The following is an 18,487-nucleotide window of genomic DNA, read 5'->3' on the forward strand; positions in this document are numbered from 1 at the left end:
ACATGGAAACGATGGACCCCGGACGTTTCCGTTAAGACGTTCATGGTGTCTCTGGTGCCGCCGTGAAGGCAGCAGCGCTCGCCCGGTCAGGCACGCGTCCGAAACGCGGCGAGCCCCCGGTCGAGGTCGGCGATCAAATCGTCCGGGTCTTCCAGCCCGATCTGCAGGCGGACCAGCGGCCCGGCATAGTCTTGCGGCGCCGCGGTGCGAATGCGCGCCGGGTCGGCGGGAATGGCGAGGCTTTCGAACCCGCCCCAGCTATAGCCGATGCCGAAATGGTCGAGCGCGTCGATCAGCGCGGCCCGCGCCGCCTCGTTGCCGCCGTTGAGCACGAAGGAAAACAGCCCGCTCGATCCCTTGAAGTCGCGCACCCAATAGTCGTGGCCGGGGCAGGAGGGCAGGGCAGGGTGGAGCACCTGCGCAACCTCTGGCCGGGTCGACAGCCATTGCGCGATGGCTAGCGCGCTCTTCTGGTGCTGGGCGAGCCGGACCGCCATGGTGCGCAGGCCGCGGCTGCCGAGCCAGGCATCGTCGGGCGACGTCACCTGCCCCAATTGATAACTGACGTCGCGCAGCGCCGTATAATGGCCGGGCGCGGCGGTCACCGACCCCAGCATGACGTCGCTATGCCCGACGACGTATTTCGTCGCGGCGAGGATGGTGAGGTCGATGCCCTTCTCGATCGCCGGGAAGAACAGCGGCGTCGCCCAGGTGTTGTCGAGCATGGTGGTCAGCCCGTGGCGCTTGGCGACGGCGACGATCGCGGGCAGGTCCTGCACCTCGAAGGTCAGGCTGCCCGGGCTTTCGAGGAAGATCGCCTTGGTGGCGGGGCCGATCAGCTGTTCGATCCCCGCGCCGATCAGCGGATCGTAGAAGCGGGTGGTGACGCCGAACCGCTTCAACAGCTGCATCGCCTGTCCCCGCGTCGGGTCATAGGCGCTGTCGACCAGTAGCAGTTCGTCGCCCGGCGACAGGACGGACAGCAACGCCGCGGCGATCGCCGCGACGCCCGAAGGGTAGAGGAACGTCGCCTCCGCCCCCGGCTCGAGGCTCGTCAGTGCATCGGCGAGGCTCCACTGCGTCGGCGTACCGCGGCGGCCGTAATAGAGGCGGTGGTGCGTGTCGCCATGCCCGTTGGCGCGCAGATCGGCGATGGTGTCGTAGAGGATGGTCGAGGCGCGCCAGACCGGCGGATTGACGATCCCGGCGGTCCATTCGGGGCGGCGGCCCGCCTGGACGACGCGCGTGGCGTCGCCCAGGCGAGCTTCCGGGGAGGTTTCGTCGTCGGAGTTACGCGTCAACGGCTTCCTTGGCTCCCATGGCCTTGGGCGTCGAGCGATCCGCTCCCCATTCCGACCAGCTGCCGTCGTACAGCGCCGAATCCTTGCCCAGCAAGTGCAGACCGAATGCTAGCGTGGATGCGGTGATGCCCGAACCGCAGGTCAGCGTAATGGGTTTGTCCAGGTCGACGCCCGCACCCTCGAACGCGGCCCGCAGCGCGTCACCCTGTTTCCAGGTGCCATCGGCGTTGAAGATGCCGGTGTACGGCAGGTTCTTCGATCCGGGGATATGGCCGGCGTGCGTCGCGGGGCGTGGATCGGGTTCCTCGCCGGTGAACCGCGCCGCTGATCGGGCGTCGAGCACTTGTTCGGCCTGGCTGTCGACGTTCGCCTTCATCTGGTCGAGGTCGCGCACGTTCTTCCTGTCCGCCCAGACGGTGAAGTGGCGGTGGCGCAGCTGTTCCTTGCCGCTCGCCGTCTCACGCCCCTCGGCCTGCCATTTGGCGAGGCCGCCGTCGAGGATCGCGACATCATGGGCGCCGAACGTGCGCAACATCCACCATGCGCGCGCTGCGGTATGCCAGGGGGAATTATCGTAGAGGACGATGCGGCTGCCATCGCCCAGCCCCAGGCTCTGCATGCGGCTGGCGAACTTTTCGGCGGAGGGCAGCATCATCGGCAGATTGCTGTCTGTATCGCGCAGCTCGCCGAGATTCATGAATACGGCGCCGGGGATGTGCGCAGCCTCATATTCCGCTGCCGCATCGCGACCCAGCGCGGCGTCCACATAAGTGGCATCGACGATCCGCAGGTCGCTTGCGCCCATCTCTGCGGCCAGCCATTCGGTCGTCACCAACGCGTCCATCACACTCTCTCCATTCACGTTTGCACGTTCACGTTCGGGCTACGCTGGGGAGGAGTGCCCGGATGTCTCAATAACCGGATTCGCCTGCACTGTCGAGACTCTGTAAGAAAGTTTTAGCTTGGGCGCGTGTTTCATTACGAGATTGCGCGCTTTGCTTCTTCCATGTCGCGTACGGCATGCGCAGCCGTTGGTTGTTGCCAAGCTTGCCTTCGTGCCGCGCCAAGAAATCCCAGTAGAGGGCGTTATACGGGCAGGCATCCTCGCCCACCCGCTTCTTCACGTCGTAGCGGCACTGCCCGCAATAATCGCTCATCCGGTCGATATAGGCGCCCGACGAGATGTACGGCTTCGATCCCAGCAGACCACCGTCGCCGAACTGGCTCATGCCGAGCGTGTTGGGCAGCTCGACCCACTCATAGGCATCGACATAGACTTCGAGATACCAGCGATGCACCTCGGCTGGATCGGCGCCGATCAACAGCGCGAAATTGCCCGTCACCATCAGCCGCTGGATGTGATGCGCGTGCGCGGTCTCCAGCGTCTGGCCGATCGATTCCTTCAGACAGTGCATGTCGGTGTCGCCGGTCCAGTACCAGCCGGGCAGCTTGCGCTTATGGTTCAGGAAATTGCGGGTCACATAGTCGGGCCCCTCGCGCCAATAGATGCCGCGCATATATTCCCGCCAGCCGATGATCTGACGGATATAGCCCTCGACGGAGTTGAGCGGCGCACGGCCGGCGCGATATTCCGCTTCGGCGCGGCGGCACAGGTCGAGTGGATCGAGCAGGCCCGAATTGATGTAGGGCGACAGGATCGAGTGCCACAGATAGCGCTCGCCGGTCAGCATCGCGTCCTCGTAATCGCCGAACTGCGGCAGTGCCTTGGCCAAGAAATAGGCGGCCTGTTTCTCGGCATCCTTGGCGGTGACGGCATAAGCGAAGCCGTCGAGCGTGCCGGGGTGGTCGGCAAAGCGCTCCGCCACCAGCGCCAGCACGTCCTTGGTGATCGCGTCGGGTTTGAAGACATGCGGCTGCGGCATGAACAGGTCCGCCTTGGCGGGCTTGCGGTTCTCCTTGTCGAAGTTCCAGCGGTCACCGACGGGTTTCTTGCCGTCCATCAGCAGCCCGGTCTTGCGACGCATGTCGCGATAGAAGAACTCCATGGTCAGCTGCTTGCGTTCGCTCGCCCAGGCGTCGAATTCGGCATGGGTGGCGCCGAAGCGGTCGTCGGCGCGGATCTCGACGGGGATGCCGAAGATCGTTTCCCAACTCTCCAGCATCGCCGCGACGCGCCATTCGCCGGCCTCGGTCACGACGATCCGTTCGGGCGCGTGCCGCTTCACCGCGCGCGCGATTTCGCCGGTGAAGCTGCCGGCATTGTCGGGGTCGTCGAGCGTGACGTAATCGACGGTCCATCCGGCCTTTTCGAGCGCCTTTGAGTGGTGGCGCATCGCGGACAGGATATAGGCGATCTTTTGCTTGTGATGGCGGACATAGGTCGTCTCATCGCCGACCTCCATCATCAGCACGATCGTATCGGCAGGGTCGGCATCGCGCAGCGAAGACAATGTGGGCGTCAACTGGTCGCCCAATACGGGAACAAGCGTTTTCATCCGGCCTCGCGTCTCCTACATGGGCCGCCATGACCCCGATGCATCTTGGCCAGACCAGCCAGCTGCCCGCTTCTCCCGAAGAAGCGGTGCTCGATTATGTTCCCAATCCGCGTCTCGGCACCACGTATCTCGTCCGGTTTGCGGTGCCCGAATTCACGTCGCTGTGCCCGGTGACCGGGCAGCCCGACTTCGCGCATCTCGTGCTGGACTATGTGCCAGGCGACACGATCGTCGAATCGAAGTCGCTGAAGCTGTTCCTCGGCAGCTTCCGCAACCATGCGGCCTTTCACGAGGATTGCACCGTCGGCATCGGGCAGCGGCTGTTCGACGAGATGAAGCCGCAATGGCTGCGGATCGGCGGCTATTGGTATCCCCGCGGCGGCATTCCCATCGACGTTTTCTGGCAGTCGAGCGCGCCGCCGGCCGACCTGTGGCTGCCCGATCAGGGCGTTGCGTCCTATCGCGGGCGAGGTTGATCGAGATCAGCATCATTGCCAGGTTGCACTGCAACATGAGTGCAACCTTTCGGCCGATCGGCTGTTCATCCCTCGGCAAGGTTACGGCTCTGCCCGTAATGTTGCGCCAGCGAAGGATGAGGTATGGTGACCACGGCAGCACAGGGTGACGCGATCCGGCATCTGGCCTTGATCGGGAACTTCCTGCCGCGCCAATGTGGTCTGGCGACGTTCACGACCGACGTGTGGCAGGCGATGCGTGATCGCTTCCCCGATGTGCAGGTCGACGTTTATGCGATGGACGATCATCCGGGCCGTTACGCCTATCCGCCGGCGGTGACGGGGACGATCCCGCAGCACGATCTGTCCGCCTATCTGTCGACGGCGCGCACGATCGAAGCGAGCGGCGCGCAGGCGATCTGGGTCCAGCACGAATACGGTATCTACGGCGGGCCGGCCGGCGAGCATCTGCTCAGCCTGCTCGATCGCACGACTTTGCCGGTCATCGTAACCCTGCACACGGTCCTGGAAAAGCCGAACGCCGACGAGCGTCGCGTGTTGGAAGGTCTGTTGCATCGCGCCGCCAAGATCGTGGTGATGGCCGAGCGGGGTCGCGACATCCTGCGCCGCGTCTATGGCGCAAATCCGCGCCAGATCGCGATGATCCCGCACGGCGTGCCCGACCGCGCGTTCGTCGATCCTGAGACACTGAAGCCGCGCTTCGGCTGGCAGGGACGCGATGTCGTGCTGACCTTCGGCCTGCTCGCGCCCGGCAAGGGCATCGAGACGATCATCGAGGCACTGCCCGCGATCGCGGAGCGGCATCCCAATCTGCTCTATGCGGTGCTGGGCGCCACTCACCCCAATCTCGTTGCGCATGAAGGCGAGGCCTATCGCGATCGGCTGAAGGCGCTCGCCGATAAGCTGGGCGTCGGCGACAATGTCGCGTTCATCGACGGTTTCGTCGAGCATGACGAACTGCTCGACTATCTGCAGGCCGCCGACATCTATGCGACGCCCTATCTCAACCCCGCGCAGATCACGAGCGGGACGTTGTCGTACGCGGTCGGCGTCGGCAAGGCGGTCGTTTCGACGCCCTACGTCCACGCGACCGAAATCCTGGCGGATGGCCATGGCGTGCTGGTCGACTTCCGCGACGTCGCCGCGTTCGCGCGCGAGATCGATCGCCTGCTGTCGAGCAAGCGCGACCGGACGCGGCTGGCGCAGCGTGCCTACGATCGCGGCCGCACGATGATCTGGCCCCGGCTCGCCGAATCGGCGCTGCACGAGCTGGAGGTCGCCGTCGCCTCGCGCCCGCGCCGCCTCGCCCAGTCGGCGCCGCATGGCCTGCGCGCGCTGGAGCCCAATTTCGCGGCGGTCGAGCGAATGAGTGACGCGACCGGCATGCTCCAGCATTCCATCTATTCGGTGCCCGATCGCCGCCACGGCTATTGCATCGACGATAATGCCCGCGCGCTAATGCTGATGAGCGCGATGGACGACCTTGATCCCGTCGCGCGGGACAAATGGACGACGATCTATGCCTCGTTCATTCAATACGCCTGGAATCCGGAGGCGCGACGGTTCCGCAACTTCATGAACTTCGACCGGACCTGGTGCGAAGACGTGGGGTCTGAGGATTCGAACGGCCGCGCGATCTGGGCGCTTGGCGTCACCGCGCGCGACGGCAAGGACGCCAAGCATCGCGACTGGGCGCGGACGATGTTCGATCGCACCGCCAGTCTGGCGCTGGAGCTGGGGTCGCTGCGCGCGCAATCGTTCGCGATGCTGGGTGCCGCAGCGATGCTGGAGACGTCGCCGGGGCATGAGCTTGCGCGATCGATCCTCCAACGCTTCCCGGACGATCACCTTGCCCTGCTGGCGGCGGCGCGCCGACCGGAATGGCGCTGGTTCGAGATCGTGCTGGCCTATGACAACGCGCGCCTGCCGCAGGCGCTGGTCGTTGCCGGTCAGGCGCTGGGGCGACAGGACCTGATCGATTGCGGGCTGGAGACGCTCGACTGGATCGTCGCCAAGCAGACGTCGCCGGAGGGTCGCTTCCGCGCGGTGGGCACGGAGAGCTTCCATCGACCCTATGCCGATCCGTTGCAGTTCGATCAGCAGCCGCTGGAGGCGCAGGCGACGGTCGATGCGTGTCTGGCCGCATGGCGTGCCACGGGCGACGCGCGCTGGGTTGCCGAGGCGGAGCGGGCGTATGGCTGGTATCTGGGCCACAACGACCTCGACCTGCCATTGGCGACGGCGGCGGACGGCGGCTGTTTCGATGGCCTGATGCCGACCGGGCTCAATCGCAATCAGGGCGCGGAGTCGATCCTGGCGCTGCAGCTGGCAAGTTGTGCGATTTCGGGGCTTTCAACCCACATTTCCCAAGTAAGGCGCTGATTTCGCTGTCCTGACCATTATATTTCCTATATAAAACATGGTGTTGAAGGCTGCGAGGGGCGCGTTTCATGGATCACCCAGAGGGTGCGGGCTTGCAACGGGCAGATCGGGTGGATTTCGACCCTCGCGTGCGGCTGGAATTTCGCGGCACGCAGCTCAGTTCCGACGGCGGCCTTCTGGTGATGCGCGAGCTTGATGACGCGCTCGGGTTGTCCGATTTGGCGTCAGCGGCGCTGCGCGATACTCGCTCTGGCAAGAACACGGTCCATCGGCTCGACGGCCTGTTCCGGCAATCAGTCTTTGGGCGGCTGGCCGGATACGAGGATGTCAACGACGCCAACCGTCTCGCCTGCGATCCGGTCATGCGCCAAGTTGTCGGCGGCAGAGCGGTCGATGCACAAGCGGCCTCGGCATCGCAGATGGGACGGTTCGAGACCGAGACGCTGGCTCTGGCCGGGAACCGTGCCGCGCTGGCCGACCTGAACGGGCAATGGATCGACCGGTTCCATGACCGTAACGGGCTGAAGTACATCGTTCTGGACATGGACAGCTCGGTCAGCCCGACCCATGGCGACCAGGAAGGGTCCGCCTGGAATGGCCATTTCGACTGTAGCTGCTATCACCCCAACTTTCTGTTCAACCAGTTCGGGATGCTGGAACGCTGCGCCCTGCGCCATGGCAACGTCCACAGCGCCGATGGCTGGCGTGATGTTCTCGACCCCGTCATTGCGCGCTACGCGGAGCGCGACCTTGGTGGCAGGTTCTTCCGGGCCGATGCTGCCTACGCGATCCCGGCGATCTATGAGCGATTGGAAGAAGCGCGGTTCTTCTACGCCATCCGGCTGCCCGCAAACGCGGTCCTCAAGGACAAGATCGCGCATCGGCTAACGCGCCCTGTCGGGCGGCCGTCACTGACCAAGGTCAAGCGGTTCTTCGAGGAATTCGAGTATCAGGCGGCGTCCTGGGACAAGGAACGCCGGGTGATCGCCAAGATCGAATGGCATCCGGGCGAACTGTTCCCGCGTGTCGGCTTCATCGTCACCAACCTGCCGATGGAGCCGGACTGGGTGGTGCGGTTCTACAACCAGCGCGGCACCGCCGAGCAGCACATCAAAGAGGGCAAATACGCCTTTCGCTGGACGCGGCTGTCGTGCCGGAAGTTCCGCGACAATGAGGTGCGGCTGCAACTGCACGCCCTGGCGTACAACCTGGCCACCTTCTTGCGCTGCATCGAGCTGCCCGAGGCCATGGCCGACTGGTCGTTGACCAGCCTGCAACTGAAGCTGATCAAGATCGGGGCACGTGTGGTCCGTCACGCCCGCACCATCACCTTCCAGCTGGCCGAGGTCGCTGTCACCGGCACGATGGTACGCGCCATCCTCGCCGCTATCCGCCGATTGCGAGCGCCACCGCTATGCGCATGATCGCGATCCACGCTCAAACTGAACGAAAGCGGCTGGACAGATCTGTCCGCTGCGCTGAAAAACGCCGCCCCTGGGCAAGGAAACAGCGGCTTCGCGGTCTGATCCGTCCAGATCCAGCAGTCTGCGCGACCGCAGGTGCCGCTTGCGGCAGAAAATCCTTGTCTAGCGCTCGGATACAGGCGATCTTCACCTCAAACGCCACGCCACTTGGGGAATGCAGGATAATAGCAGCCCTCGGGAACGCGCCCGACCGGTCCCGGCGTCAGCACCTCGCCGAAGCGCGAGCGCGGCTTCATGTGCGCGACGCGGACGCCGTCGACATAGACCCATTTCCCGCGATGCTCGACCAGCGCCCCGGCCTCGCCGATCACGCGCTTGCCGAACGGTCCCGAATCCGGTCCGAAGTGGCGGCGCACCAGCTCGCCCTCGGGCGGCGCGAAGAACACATAGTCGCCCTTGGCGGGCACGCGGCCGCGCTGGATGAAGAACGCCCAGTTGGGGAGACTCTCGCTCGCGTTTATCATGAAGGCGTGCGTCTCGCGCCACGCGGCGATCGAGTTGTAGCCGCCCCACACGATCCCGAGCAGCGCGACCGCGCTCCACTGGCGGACCCGCTTGACGATCAGCGCCTTGCGGGCCGCGCGGTCCCCGGCGACGTCAACCGCCGTGGGAGCCGCATGACCGACCCGCGCCAGCGCCTCAGTTGCCGCTGCCATCGACCCCTCCCGGCGCGGACTGGGTGACCGTCGCCTCGACCGGCGAGACCGGCGCAGGCCCGAACGGCGAAGCGGTCGGGACCGCCGCCCCTGGCGCGGCCGGCGCGACGTTCCCGGAGACTTGGGGAAGCATCGCACCGACCGCGGGACCGGCCGGGGTGTTCGGCGCGGCCGCGGGGAGCGGCACGCGCGCGAAGACCGCGCGGCGGATCTGGTTTCAAAGGCGACCCAAGGCGTGGCAGGGACATCGCGCGCCGTCGCCTGATACGATCGGGTGACGACGTCATAACGACCGGTCGACGAGGGTTCTGAAGCGCGATGGATCTGTTCAATCACGGGTTGCGGCTGCATGCCGATCCGTCCCGCGTCGTCGTCCGCCCGTTCCACATCGCGTGGGGCGGCAAGGGCGGCGCACCCAACCGGACCGAACGCCTGGTCGGCGAAGTGCTTGCCATGTCGACGGAAGAAGCACGCGACCAGCTCGAGGCCGTGCTGAAGGATTTTGAGGCGCGCCACTGGCAGACGCGGCGTGTTTTCATGACGCGCTACGACGAAATCGAGGAGCTGCTCGGCCTCGACGGCACCGAGATCAGCGATGAAAAGCGCCAGCTGATCGGCGCCTATTTCTGCCACGAATACAGCTATGCCGCCGCGGCGCTGATGAACCCCAGTGCGGTGCCGCATTTCGACCAGTCAGGCATGCCCGAAGGATCGATGCGCATCCTGATGAGCTTGCGCTCGGTCGGCGAGGGGCACATCTCCTCGGTCGCGTTCCGCGAAGGCATCATCTCGAACGGCCACGAACTGGAACTGGCCCCGGAGCCGCCCTTTGCCACCGCCACCGACGTGATCGGCGGCGAGGAAGAAATGCCGGCGGGGCCGGTCACGGTCTGGCGCCATCGCGATTCGACGCTGTCGGGCACGGTGATCTTCCCGATCACCCAGGCGCAGTCCAAGGGGCTGGAAGACCTGCGCATCAGCCACTTCCAGCATGACGACGGCAGCTTCGAATGGATCGGCACCTACACCGCCTATAACGGGTCGGTGATCCAGTCGGAGCTGATGCGCACGCGCGATTTCCGCAGCTTCGACCTCGTGCCGATGTCGGGCTCTGCGGCGCGGAACAAGGGCATGGGCCTGTTCCCGCGCAAGGTCGGCGATCAGTATATGATGATCGGCCGACAGGACGGCGAGAATCTGTTCCTGCTGAAGTCGGACAGCCTGGAGCATTGGGACGAGGGCGAGAAGATCCTGACCCCCGTCTTTCCGTGGGAACTGGTGCAAATCGGCAATTGCGGTCCGCCCATCGAGCTGGACGAAGGCTGGCTGCTGCTGACCCATGGCGTCGGCGCGATGCGCAAATATTCGATCGGCGCGGCGCTGCTCGACAAGAACGATCCGTCGAAGGTGCTGGGCCGCACGCGCGAACCCATCCTCGCGGCGAAGGATCAGGACCGCGAGGGCTACGTTCCGAACGTCGTCTACAGCTGCGGCGCGATCCGCCACGGCGACACGCTGTTCCTGCCTTATGGGATCGCCGACAGTTCGGTGGGCTTTGCCTTCGTGGCGATCAAGGACCTGCTCGCCGCGATGGTGTGAGGGGGGCGAGTTTCGGCACTGTCACCGTCGTCCCGGCCCAGCTTGGATAGAGTCTCTCAGCGTGGCGGCGGTGCGCCGTCGTCGCCCTAGAGCCGGATGCCATGACCGAGAACCGTTCGTGCTGCGCTTGTCGAAGCACAGGTGCCCGCAAGTGCCGACCTCGCTTGTGGCACCCCGCCCTTCGACAGGCTCAGGGCGAACGGAGAAGGGGGATTAACGCCATGTCATCATGCTCTAGCGCGCGTCGCGGGAGTCGCGCGTGGCGGGGATCTGCGACAATTTAGTCAGCAGCAACGGAATGTCATCGGTGATGAACGTGTCGGTCGGCACGGGCATGCTACGACGCAGCGTACGGCCAACGGTGCTGAACCGATCGCGATGCTGCTGTGCTGACGATGTCACGACTGACCCCAAATGACGCATACGGCAAACCCGGCGATCGCCGGCCGGGGGGGGGGATGGCTGGGCGATCACCGGGTTCTGAGGGCATAACGGCGTGCATCGATAAGGGTTCCCGACGCGACGAACGGTTCGTCGCTTTTTGGGATCAGGGCTGCGTTACCGATCGGCGTGTCAGGCGATAGAGGCCCGCGACCAGCGCCAGGAAGGCGATCGTACCGCCGATCAGCGCGATCGTATCGAATCCAGCAGGCGCGATCGCCAGTGGGGCGTCGGACCCGGTGACATAGACGATGACGGCGAAGGCGACGCCCCACAGGCTTTCGCCGACGATCATGCCGGTCGCGGTGAGCACGCCCATGCGCTTGGCGAATTCGACGTCGGGCGTGCGGTCCGCCCAGCGGTCGTACACCGCGCCGATCACCGCGCCGAGCACGACCGGCAGCGTCACCGCCATCGGCAGATAGACGCCGAGGCCGACGCCGAGCGGCGGCAGGCGGAGCTTGCCGGTGCGGCCCAGCGTCTCGTCAAGCGCGATCACGCCGACGCCGATGAGCGCGCCGTAACCGATCATCGCCCAATTGAGGTTGCCGCCGAGCACGCCCTTCGCCAGCGCGGAGATCAGCGCTGCCTGCGGGGCGGCGAGCGCATTGGGCCCGGCGCCCGGCGCGCCCTGGAACCCGAGGGTCGTGGCGAGCAGTTCGAGCACCGGCGGCACGACCAGACTGCCGAAGATGACGCCGAAGATCAGCGCGACCTGCTGCTTCCAGGGCGTTGCGCCGACCAGTTGGCCGGTCTTGAGGTCCTGGAGGTTGTCGTTGGAGATGGTCGCGACGCCGAAGACGATGCCGGTGACGATCAGCGCATAGGCGACGAGCGCCTGCGTCGTGTCCGCGCCCGCACCGCGCCCGAACAGGCCGACCAGCATCAGCGAGGCGGCGAGGACGGAGAGGATGCCGATCCCCGACACCGGGCTGTTCGACGCGCCGATCAGACCCGCCATATAGCCGCACACCGCCGCGATCACGAGGCCGAGGACGAGTACGAACACCAAGGCGCCGGCGATCAGCACGACCGCCGATCCCGCCAGCGGGCCCCCTGCGATCACCGACCAGAGCAGGCCCGCGATCGGCACCAAAGTCGCAAGGCTGACGATCGCGACGATGCCGATCGGCAGATCGCGCTCGCCCAGCGCCAGCGTCGCGCCGCTGCGCTTGGCTGCGCTGGCCGCGATCGACGAGCGGATGCCGGCGATCACCGGCCCGATGATCTTGAGCAAGGTCCAGATCGCCGCGACGCCGATGACGCCCGCGCCCAGGAAGCGCACGTCGGTGCGGAATACGCCGCCGACCCAATCTTCGAGGCCGACGCCCGCGGCGGCAGGCGACAGGCCCGTCAGGATCGGCAGGGCGACCCACCAGCCGATGACGACGCCGGCGAACATCGCGAGGCCGACCGACAGGCCGACGAGATGCCCGGCACCGATCAGCGCGAACGACAGGCCGCCCGAGATCGCGGTCGCACCGCTGCCGACGCGGAAGAATTGTGCCGCCTCTGCAACGACCAGCTTCGTCTGCGTGAGCAGCGCGAAGCCGGCCGAGACGATCGCGTTGACGACGATGAGCTTGAGGCCCTTGCCGCTTTCCGCTTCGCCCGCCCGGCTGCCGGCGCCGACCATCAGCACCTCGGCGGCGGCGCGGCCTTCGGGATAGGGCAGGTCGGTGTCGACCACGAGCGCGCGGCGCAGCGGCACCGAGAACATGACGCCGAGGATGCCGCCGGTCATCGTGATTCCGGCGGTGAGCAAATAGGGGAAGCCCTGCCACCAGCCGATCATCACGAGGCCGGGGAGCACGAAGATGATCGCCGCCAACGTGCCCGCCGCCGACGCGACCGTCTGTACGATGTTGTTTTCGAGGATCGTCGCGCCCGGCAGATAGCGCAGGATCGCCATCGAGATGACCGCGGCGGGGATCGACGTTGCGAAGGTGAGGCCGACCTTCAGCCCGAGATACACGTTCGCCGCGGTGAACAGCAAGGTGATGAGCCCGCCGAGCAGGATACCGCGAACGGTGAGTTCGGCGACGGGCGTCGTGCGGTCGGACCGGGGGTAGGGGGCGGTGGCCATGGATCGGGGCGCTCGTCGGCAAGGGGAGGTGTCGCGTGGTTCTGCACGTTGCATGGCGGATCGGCAATGGCGGGTGTCCCGTGCGACATAAGCTTGCGCTATCTCGACAGCGGACGCTGCTTTCCGCTAGGCGGCGGCCATGACCACGAACACACCCTTGCGCGTCGCCTTGTCCGGTCTCGGTACGGTCGGCGGCGGCGTCATCCGCCTGCTCGATGCGAACCGCGACCTCATCACCCGGCGCGCGGGCCGCGGGATCGAGGTGGTGGCGGTGTCCGCCCGCGATCGCAGCAAGGACCGTGGGATCGACCTGACCCGTTTCGACTGGGTGGACGACACGCGCGAGCTGGCGTCGCACCCGCAGGCGGATGTGGTGGTGGAGCTGATCGGCGGCTCCGACGGCCCGGCGCTGACCCTCGCCCGCTCGACGCTGGCGGCGGGCAAGGGTTTCGTCACCGCGAACAAGGCGATGCTGGCGCACCATGGCCTGGAACTGGCCAGCGCGGCGGAGGCGGCGGGCGTGCCGCTGAAGTTCGAGGCGGCGGTCGCGGGCGGCATCCCGGTCATCAAGGGGTTGCGCGAAGGGGCCGCTGCTAATGCGATCGGCCGGGTGTACGGCATCCTCAACGGCACGTGCAATTTCATCCTGTCGAAGATGGAGGCCGAGGGCCGCGATTTCGCCGAGGTGCTCGCCGAGGCGCAGGCGCTGGGCTATGCCGAGGCGGATCCGAGCTTCGATATCGACGGCGTCGATGCCGCACACAAACTGTCGATCCTGGCGAGCATCGCCTTCGGCACGCGGCCGGCGTTCGCGGACGTGGCGGCGACGGGCGTGCGCCATGTGATCGCGGCGGACATCGCAGAGGCGGCGGCGCTGGGGTATAAGGTGCGGCTGGTCGGGGTCGCCGAATCCGGCGCGAACGGGCTGTTCCAGCGCGTCCATCCGCATCTGGTGCCGATCGACCATCCGCTTGCCCATGTCACCGGGTCGCTCAATGCGGTGGTGGCGGAGGGCAATTTCGTCGGCCGGCTTTTCTTCCAGGGCGCCGGCGCGGGCGAAGGGCCGACCGCGAGCGCGGTGGTCGCCGACCTTATCGATATCGCGCGCGGCGAGTTCGGCCCGCCCTATGCGATGCCCGCCGCCTCGCTGACCGCGGAGCCCAAGGCGGAGAGCGGCGAACGCCGTGCCCGCGCCTATCTGCGCTTCACGGTCGAGGACAAGGTGGGCGTGCTCGCCGAGATCGCTGCGGCGATGCGCGATGCCGGCGTGTCGATCGAAAGCCTGATCCAGCGCGGCGTCGCCGCCGACGGCAGCGTCATCGTCGCGATCGTGACGCACGAAGGACCGGAACGCAGCGTCGCGCATGCGCTGGAGAAGCTGCGCGGATCGCAGAGCCTTGCCGGCCAGCCACTATGGATGCCGATCCTGGGGTGACGTCCGCCGTTTCGAGGAAGATGGACGACAGGAACACCTGAACCGAAACGTTCGGGGGTTATCGTTAGGGGCAGTGTCCCACGGCTCATCGTTGGCGCGTGTTGCTACCGCCATTTTCGTCATCCCGGCGAATGGGAGGACGTGCCGCCTACGGCTTGACCGTGACGGTGCCCGTGGGCGGCGGGTCGTCGAGCGGGATGGCGATGCGGCCGCGTTTGTCGGGCTTCCGGGCGAAGGCGGATTTGAGTGCTTTGGCCGCAGCGATCGCCATCGGCACGATCGGCGGCCCGAAGCCAACCGTGCAACCGCCCTGGCGCGCCGCGCAGGGCGTTCCCTGCAACTCCAGCGCGCGGACGCTCGACAGTTCGGGGTTGGCGCCGCGGCCGGGAGCGGGGTCGCGCTCGTCGGGCAGGGGCAGGCGATTGCCGGTGTCGCCATTGCCGCAGACGACGATCGTGCCCTTGTCGTCGGGCTGGCCGCATTGCTTGGCGAGGATCGAGAAGCGCTGCGGTGAGGTGGCGGCGGATTGGGGGGCGGCCGGCTGTGAGGCGGTGGCCGGCTGCGTCGCGGCCGTGGCCTGCAGAGCGAAAGCGAGCAGGATCATGGTGCGAGCGGCCGGTCGGTGGTGCCGGTCAGGCCGTTGCGACTGCTCATCGTGACGCCGGCCATGCCGCCGCCGACCTTGAAGGGCGAGAGTTCCTCGACCGGGTTGGTGCGGTGGAGCAGGCGGTCGCGCTCGACGGCGACCGCTTCGTAGCGCGGATCGCCGGCATCGTGGACGATTAGCGGCACGCGGAAGCGGTCGGCGCGGCGGCGGCCGCAGACGGTGATGTCGGTTGTGTTGGGATCGGCGACGCAGCGTTCGCCGGCGATCACGTCGCGCGATCGCCCGATCAGCCCCTGCGCATCGTCCCCCGCCTGTACGGCCAGCAGCATCATCCAGATCATGTATCCCCCTCATGCGGGCAGGGCCTATCGTCGCGGGTCGATCGCGTTCGGTCAATCGTCTCCGGTCAGTCGCCCCCGGTCAGTCGTCGAAATCGGTCTTGAAGATCGTGCGGCCGCGGCTGGTGCAGAATTTGTCGCCGACCACCTGACATTTCGTGCCGTCATTGGCGAAGGCGCGGTCCTTCGAATTGCGGGCGAGCGGATCGGGTTCGTAGGGAACGCGATAATCCTCCTGCCGCGGCGGCGGCGTGCAGGCGCCGCTGATGCAGCCAAGCGTCGGTTTGGAAGGCGTCAGCTTGAACCCCGCGACGGTGTCGTTGGCGGCGGACGGTATCAGCAACAGCAGCGCGAACATGGGACGGGTACTCCCGAACGGCTTTGGTGGGAACGAATGTTGGCCGAAACGGCGCGACGATCAAGCGCTAACCGGGGCGACCTGCAGGCGGGGGATTTCGATCGCGGGGCAGCGGTCCATTACGACCTGCAATCCGGCGGCCTCGGCACGGGCGGCGGCGGCCTCGTCGATCACGCCCAATTGCATCCACACCGCCTTCGCGCCGATCGCGATCGCCTGATCGACGATCGGGCCGACCGCATCGGAGCGGCGGAAGATATCGACGATGTCGATCGGGTCGCCCAATTGGTCGAGGTCGCGGAAGACGAACTCGCCGTGCAGATGTTCGCCGGTGATCTGCGGATTGACCGGAATGACGCGATAGCCGTGGGTCTGGAGCGTCGCCATGACGCGGTACGACGGGCGATCGGGCCGATCGGACGCACCGACCAGCGCGATCGTGCGGGCGGTTTCGAGCAGCGTCTTGATCGCGGCATCGTCGGTGAGGGGCATCGGTGCGTCTCCGGCTGGGTGGGAGCTATACCGTTGCCGGGGGCGGTGGTTCCTTGGGGGCGGGTCGGAGGTGTTGGCGTTCCGCAGCTTTCTTCTCGTCACCCCGAACGTGATCCGGGGTCCCGCTGATCGGCGAGGTTCGAAGAAGAAGCGGGACCCCGGCTCGAGGCCGGGGTGACGGGTGTGGTGGGGTGAGGTGGGCGGGGGGTGTTAGTGTGTGGCGAGCCATTCCGCGACGCGCGCGGCGATGGGGGCGAAGATCGTGTCGTTCGGGTCTGCGGCGGGCGGGCGGCCGGCGTCGGAGGCGGTGCGGATGTCGATCGCCAGCGGCACGCGGCCGAGGAAGGGCAGGCCGAGGCGCTGGGCGGTGGCTTCGGCGCCGCCCTGACCGAAGGGGTCGGAGATTGCGCCGCAATGCGGGCAGGCATAGCCCGCCATATTTTCGACGAGGCCGATCACCGGCACGCCGGCCTTGTCGAACAGGTCGATCGCGCGGGTGGCGTCGATCAGCGCGAGGTCCTGGGGGGTCGAGACGATCACGGCGCCCGCGGGCTTGTGCTTCTGGACCATCGTCAGCTGCACATCGCCGGTGCCGGGCGGCAGGTCGAGCACCAGCGTGTCGGTCGCGCCCCAGTCGGCCTCGACCAGCTGCGTCAGCGCGCCGGCGACCATCGGCCCGCGCCAGGCGAGTGCGCGGCCGTCCTCGACCAATTGCCCCATCGACAGCATCGGCACGCCATAAGGCGTGGGGACGGGATCGAGCACCTTGTCCTTTGCGGTCGGGCGCTGGCCCTCGGCGGCCATCAGCCGCGGCTGCGAGGGGCCGTAGATGTCGGCATCGACCAGCCCGACGCGGCGGCCGCTCTGCTTCAGGGCTATGGCGAGGTTGGCGGCGAGCGTCGACTTGCCAACGCCGCCCTTGCCGCTCGCCACCGCGATCAACCGGCGCGCCACGCGCTCGGCGGTGACGACGAGGCGGACCTCGCCGGCCCAGCTGCGTTCGGCGGCGGCGCGGACCTCCGCCTCCAGCGCCGCGCGCGCGCGCGCCGACAGGCCAGTGGCGTCGAGGACGATGCCAGCGCGGTCGCCTTCGAAGCGCAAGGTGGCGCGGCTGCCGGCGGCGGCGCGGACGGCGGCGATCGTAACGTCTTGTGTCATGGGCGCGCAGATAGGGGCCCGGCTGCGGCTTGGCACTGTTTTTCCGCAAACACCCTCCTATAACAGAGGGCATGACGATCCTGCCGGGCAACACCAATCGCCCTCCCATTCTCGCCGCCGAACCGCCGAAGAGCCCGTGGGGATCGGGCGATGACGATCAGGGCGGTGGCCCGCGCAACCCCTGGGCGCTGCCGCCGGGCGGTCGCAAGCCCGCCAACAAGCCGACGGCGCTCGACGAATTCCTAAAGAAGGCGCGCGGCGGTGGCGGCGGCGGCAATGGCGGGGGCGGCGGCTTCGGCGGCCTGCCCGTGTCGCCCAATCCGCGCGCGCTGTGGCTGATCGGGGCGGGGATCATCCTGCTCGTCTGGATCCTCTACACCTCGATCCACCCGATCGCGCCGCAGGAACGCGGCGTGGTGACCTATCTCGGCCGCTATTCGGGGACGCTCGATTCCGGCATCGCGATGACGATGCCCGCGCCGATCGCGCGCGTGGTGAAGGTGGACGTGCAGAATATCCGCATCGAGAATTTCCCCGAGACCGGCTCGGAAAATTTGATGCTGACGCGCGATCAGAACATCATCGACCTCGCCTATGCGGTGCGGTGGAAGATCGCGAACCCGCAGGATTACGTGTTCCAGATCGACAAGCCGCGCGAGACGGTGCGCGCGACGGCGGAAAGCGTGATGCGCGAAGTGGTGGCCAACCAGACGCTTGACGCGGCGCTCGGGCCGGGCCGCGCGCAGATGGAGAACCAGGCGCAGGAGCGGATGCAGAAGGTGCTGGACGATTACAAGTCGGGCATCGTCGTCGTCGGCGTCGGCATCAAGCAGGCCGATCCGCCCGCGCGCGTCAACGATGCGTTCAAGGACGTGACCGCCGCGCAGCAGGACGCGCAGGGCGTGCGCAACCAAGCGCAATCCTATGCCAAGCAGGTGATCGCGCGCGCCGAGGGCGAGGCGTCGCAGTTCGACAAGGTGTACGAGCAGTATAAGCTCGCCCCCGCCGTCACCCGTCGCCGCATGTATTACGAGACCATGGAGGCCGTGCTGGCCAAGTCCGACAAGACGATCGTCGAGCCGTCGAACGTCGTGCCCTATCTGCAGTCGCAGGGCGCGCGCCGCCTGCCCGACAGCGTGCCTGCGGCACCCGCTGCGGTAACGCCGACCCAGCCCGTCACCACGACGGGAGGCGGCCAGTGAAGGGGCTTTGGCGACA

Annotated in this window: 18 protein-coding genes; 7 read left to right on the top strand and 11 right to left on the bottom strand. The window is 66.9% G+C overall.

What is annotated here, in order from left to right; translation table 11 throughout:
* Window positions 1-86: 86 nt before the first annotated feature.
* From metC to A7E77_RS09775, 3 genes are all read right to left on the bottom strand, one after another.
* Window positions 87-1,301: a cystathionine beta-lyase gene (gene metC / locus A7E77_RS09765; RefSeq protein WP_063687587.1), complete on the bottom strand. Its 1,215-nt coding sequence runs from the start codon at window positions 1,299-1,301 to the stop codon at window positions 87-89.
* Window positions 1,291-2,145 carry a 3-mercaptopyruvate sulfurtransferase gene (sseA, locus tag A7E77_RS09770; RefSeq protein WP_063687589.1) on the bottom strand — a complete coding sequence of 285 codons (855 nt, stop codon included), beginning with the start codon at window positions 2,143-2,145 and terminating at the stop codon, window positions 1,291-1,293. The genes metC and sseA overlap by 11 nt, the downstream gene beginning before the upstream one ends.
* A gap of 67 nt (window positions 2,146-2,212) precedes the next feature.
* Window positions 2,213-3,757, bottom strand: a complete 1,545-nt coding sequence (locus A7E77_RS09775; protein ID WP_063687591.1) for a cryptochrome/photolyase family protein — start codon at window positions 3,755-3,757, stop codon at window positions 2,213-2,215.
* A 29-nt stretch (window positions 3,758-3,786) separates the two neighbouring features.
* Here A7E77_RS09775 and queF point away from each other — a divergent pair, with 29 nt between their 5' ends.
* The 3 genes from queF to A7E77_RS09790 all read left to right on the top strand — a co-directional run bounded on the left by queF (window position 3,787) and on the right by A7E77_RS09790 (window position 8,039).
* The gene (gene queF / locus A7E77_RS09780) at window positions 3,787-4,233 is read left to right on the top strand and encodes a preQ(1) synthase (protein WP_017977579.1); all 447 of its coding nucleotides are present in this window, start codon (window positions 3,787-3,789) and stop codon (window positions 4,231-4,233) included.
* A 123-nt stretch (window positions 4,234-4,356) separates the two neighbouring features.
* Complete coding sequence (locus A7E77_RS09785) at window positions 4,357-6,615, top strand: glycosyltransferase family 4 protein (RefSeq protein WP_063687593.1); 2,259 nt, start codon at window positions 4,357-4,359, stop codon at window positions 6,613-6,615.
* 68 nt (window positions 6,616-6,683) lie between these two features.
* A complete protein-coding gene (locus A7E77_RS09790) occupies window positions 6,684-8,039 on the top strand; it encodes an IS1380-like element IS1247 family transposase (RefSeq protein ID WP_006473457.1) in 1,356 nt (451 codons plus the stop codon).
* A 191-nt stretch (window positions 8,040-8,230) separates the two neighbouring features.
* Here the strand turns inward: A7E77_RS09790 and A7E77_RS09795 are convergent, their stop codons facing one another.
* Window positions 8,231-8,755 carry a S26 family signal peptidase gene (locus A7E77_RS09795; RefSeq protein WP_226341709.1) on the bottom strand — a complete coding sequence of 175 codons (525 nt, stop codon included), beginning with the start codon at window positions 8,753-8,755 and terminating at the stop codon, window positions 8,231-8,233.
* Between the two features lie 23 nt (window positions 8,756-8,778).
* On the opposite strand from A7E77_RS09795, the gene A7E77_RS17955 reads away from it, so the two are divergent.
* Both A7E77_RS17955 and A7E77_RS09805 read left to right on the top strand, forming a co-directional pair.
* On the top strand, window positions 8,779-9,033 hold the full coding sequence (locus A7E77_RS17955) for a hypothetical protein (RefSeq protein ID WP_063686173.1): 255 nt from the start codon (window positions 8,779-8,781) through the stop codon (window positions 9,031-9,033).
* Between the two features lie 40 nt (window positions 9,034-9,073).
* Window positions 9,074-10,354, top strand: coding sequence for a glycoside hydrolase family 130 protein (locus tag A7E77_RS09805; RefSeq protein WP_043059863.1), 1,281 nt, complete (start codon window positions 9,074-9,076; stop codon window positions 10,352-10,354).
* A gap of 234 nt (window positions 10,355-10,588) precedes the next feature.
* Here A7E77_RS09805 and A7E77_RS17960 read toward each other — a convergent pair whose 3' ends face one another.
* Both A7E77_RS17960 and A7E77_RS09810 read right to left on the bottom strand, forming a co-directional pair.
* On the bottom strand, window positions 10,589-10,756 hold the full coding sequence (locus A7E77_RS17960; RefSeq protein ID WP_156002590.1) for a hypothetical protein: 168 nt from the start codon (window positions 10,754-10,756) through the stop codon (window positions 10,589-10,591).
* Between the two features lie 145 nt (window positions 10,757-10,901).
* Window positions 10,902-12,881, bottom strand: a complete 1,980-nt coding sequence (locus A7E77_RS09810) for an OPT family oligopeptide transporter (protein WP_063687595.1) — start codon at window positions 12,879-12,881, stop codon at window positions 10,902-10,904.
* A 139-nt stretch (window positions 12,882-13,020) separates the two neighbouring features.
* Here A7E77_RS09810 and A7E77_RS09815 point away from each other — a divergent pair, with 139 nt between their 5' ends.
* Window positions 13,021-14,316 (top strand): homoserine dehydrogenase, encoded by a 1,296-nt coding sequence (locus A7E77_RS09815; protein WP_063687597.1) that lies wholly within the window; start codon window positions 13,021-13,023, stop codon window positions 14,314-14,316.
* Window positions 14,317-14,464: 148 nt separating this feature from the next.
* On the opposite strand, the gene A7E77_RS09820 is transcribed toward A7E77_RS09815, so the two are convergent.
* The 5 genes from A7E77_RS09820 to A7E77_RS09840 all read right to left on the bottom strand — a co-directional run bounded on the left by A7E77_RS09820 (window position 14,465) and on the right by A7E77_RS09840 (window position 17,269).
* Window positions 14,465-14,920 carry a hypothetical protein gene (locus A7E77_RS09820; RefSeq protein WP_063687599.1) on the bottom strand — a complete coding sequence of 152 codons (456 nt, stop codon included), beginning with the start codon at window positions 14,918-14,920 and terminating at the stop codon, window positions 14,465-14,467.
* Complete coding sequence (locus A7E77_RS09825) at window positions 14,917-15,264, bottom strand: hypothetical protein (protein ID WP_063687601.1); 348 nt, start codon at window positions 15,262-15,264, stop codon at window positions 14,917-14,919. Before A7E77_RS09825 ends, A7E77_RS09820 begins: the two co-directional genes overlap by 4 nt.
* Before the next feature lie 79 nt (window positions 15,265-15,343).
* Window positions 15,344-15,619 (bottom strand): hypothetical protein, encoded by a 276-nt coding sequence (locus tag A7E77_RS09830; RefSeq protein ID WP_017977587.1) that lies wholly within the window; start codon window positions 15,617-15,619, stop codon window positions 15,344-15,346.
* A gap of 60 nt (window positions 15,620-15,679) precedes the next feature.
* Window positions 15,680-16,111 (bottom strand): CoA-binding protein, encoded by a 432-nt coding sequence (locus A7E77_RS09835; RefSeq protein WP_063687603.1) that lies wholly within the window; start codon window positions 16,109-16,111, stop codon window positions 15,680-15,682.
* 210 nt (window positions 16,112-16,321) lie between these two features.
* Window positions 16,322-17,269, bottom strand: coding sequence for an Mrp/NBP35 family ATP-binding protein (locus tag A7E77_RS09840; protein ID WP_063687605.1), 948 nt, complete (start codon window positions 17,267-17,269; stop codon window positions 16,322-16,324).
* Window positions 17,270-17,340: 71 nt separating this feature from the next.
* On the opposite strand from A7E77_RS09840, the gene hflK reads away from it, so the two are divergent.
* Window positions 17,341-18,471, top strand: a complete 1,131-nt coding sequence (gene hflK, locus A7E77_RS09845; RefSeq protein WP_063687607.1) for an FtsH protease activity modulator HflK — start codon at window positions 17,341-17,343, stop codon at window positions 18,469-18,471.
* Window positions 18,472-18,487 lie beyond the last annotated feature (16 nt).

Source organism: Sphingomonas sp. NIC1 (genome assembly GCF_001638925.1).
GTDB lineage: Bacteria > Pseudomonadota > Alphaproteobacteria > Sphingomonadales > Sphingomonadaceae > Sphingomonas > Sphingomonas aquatilis.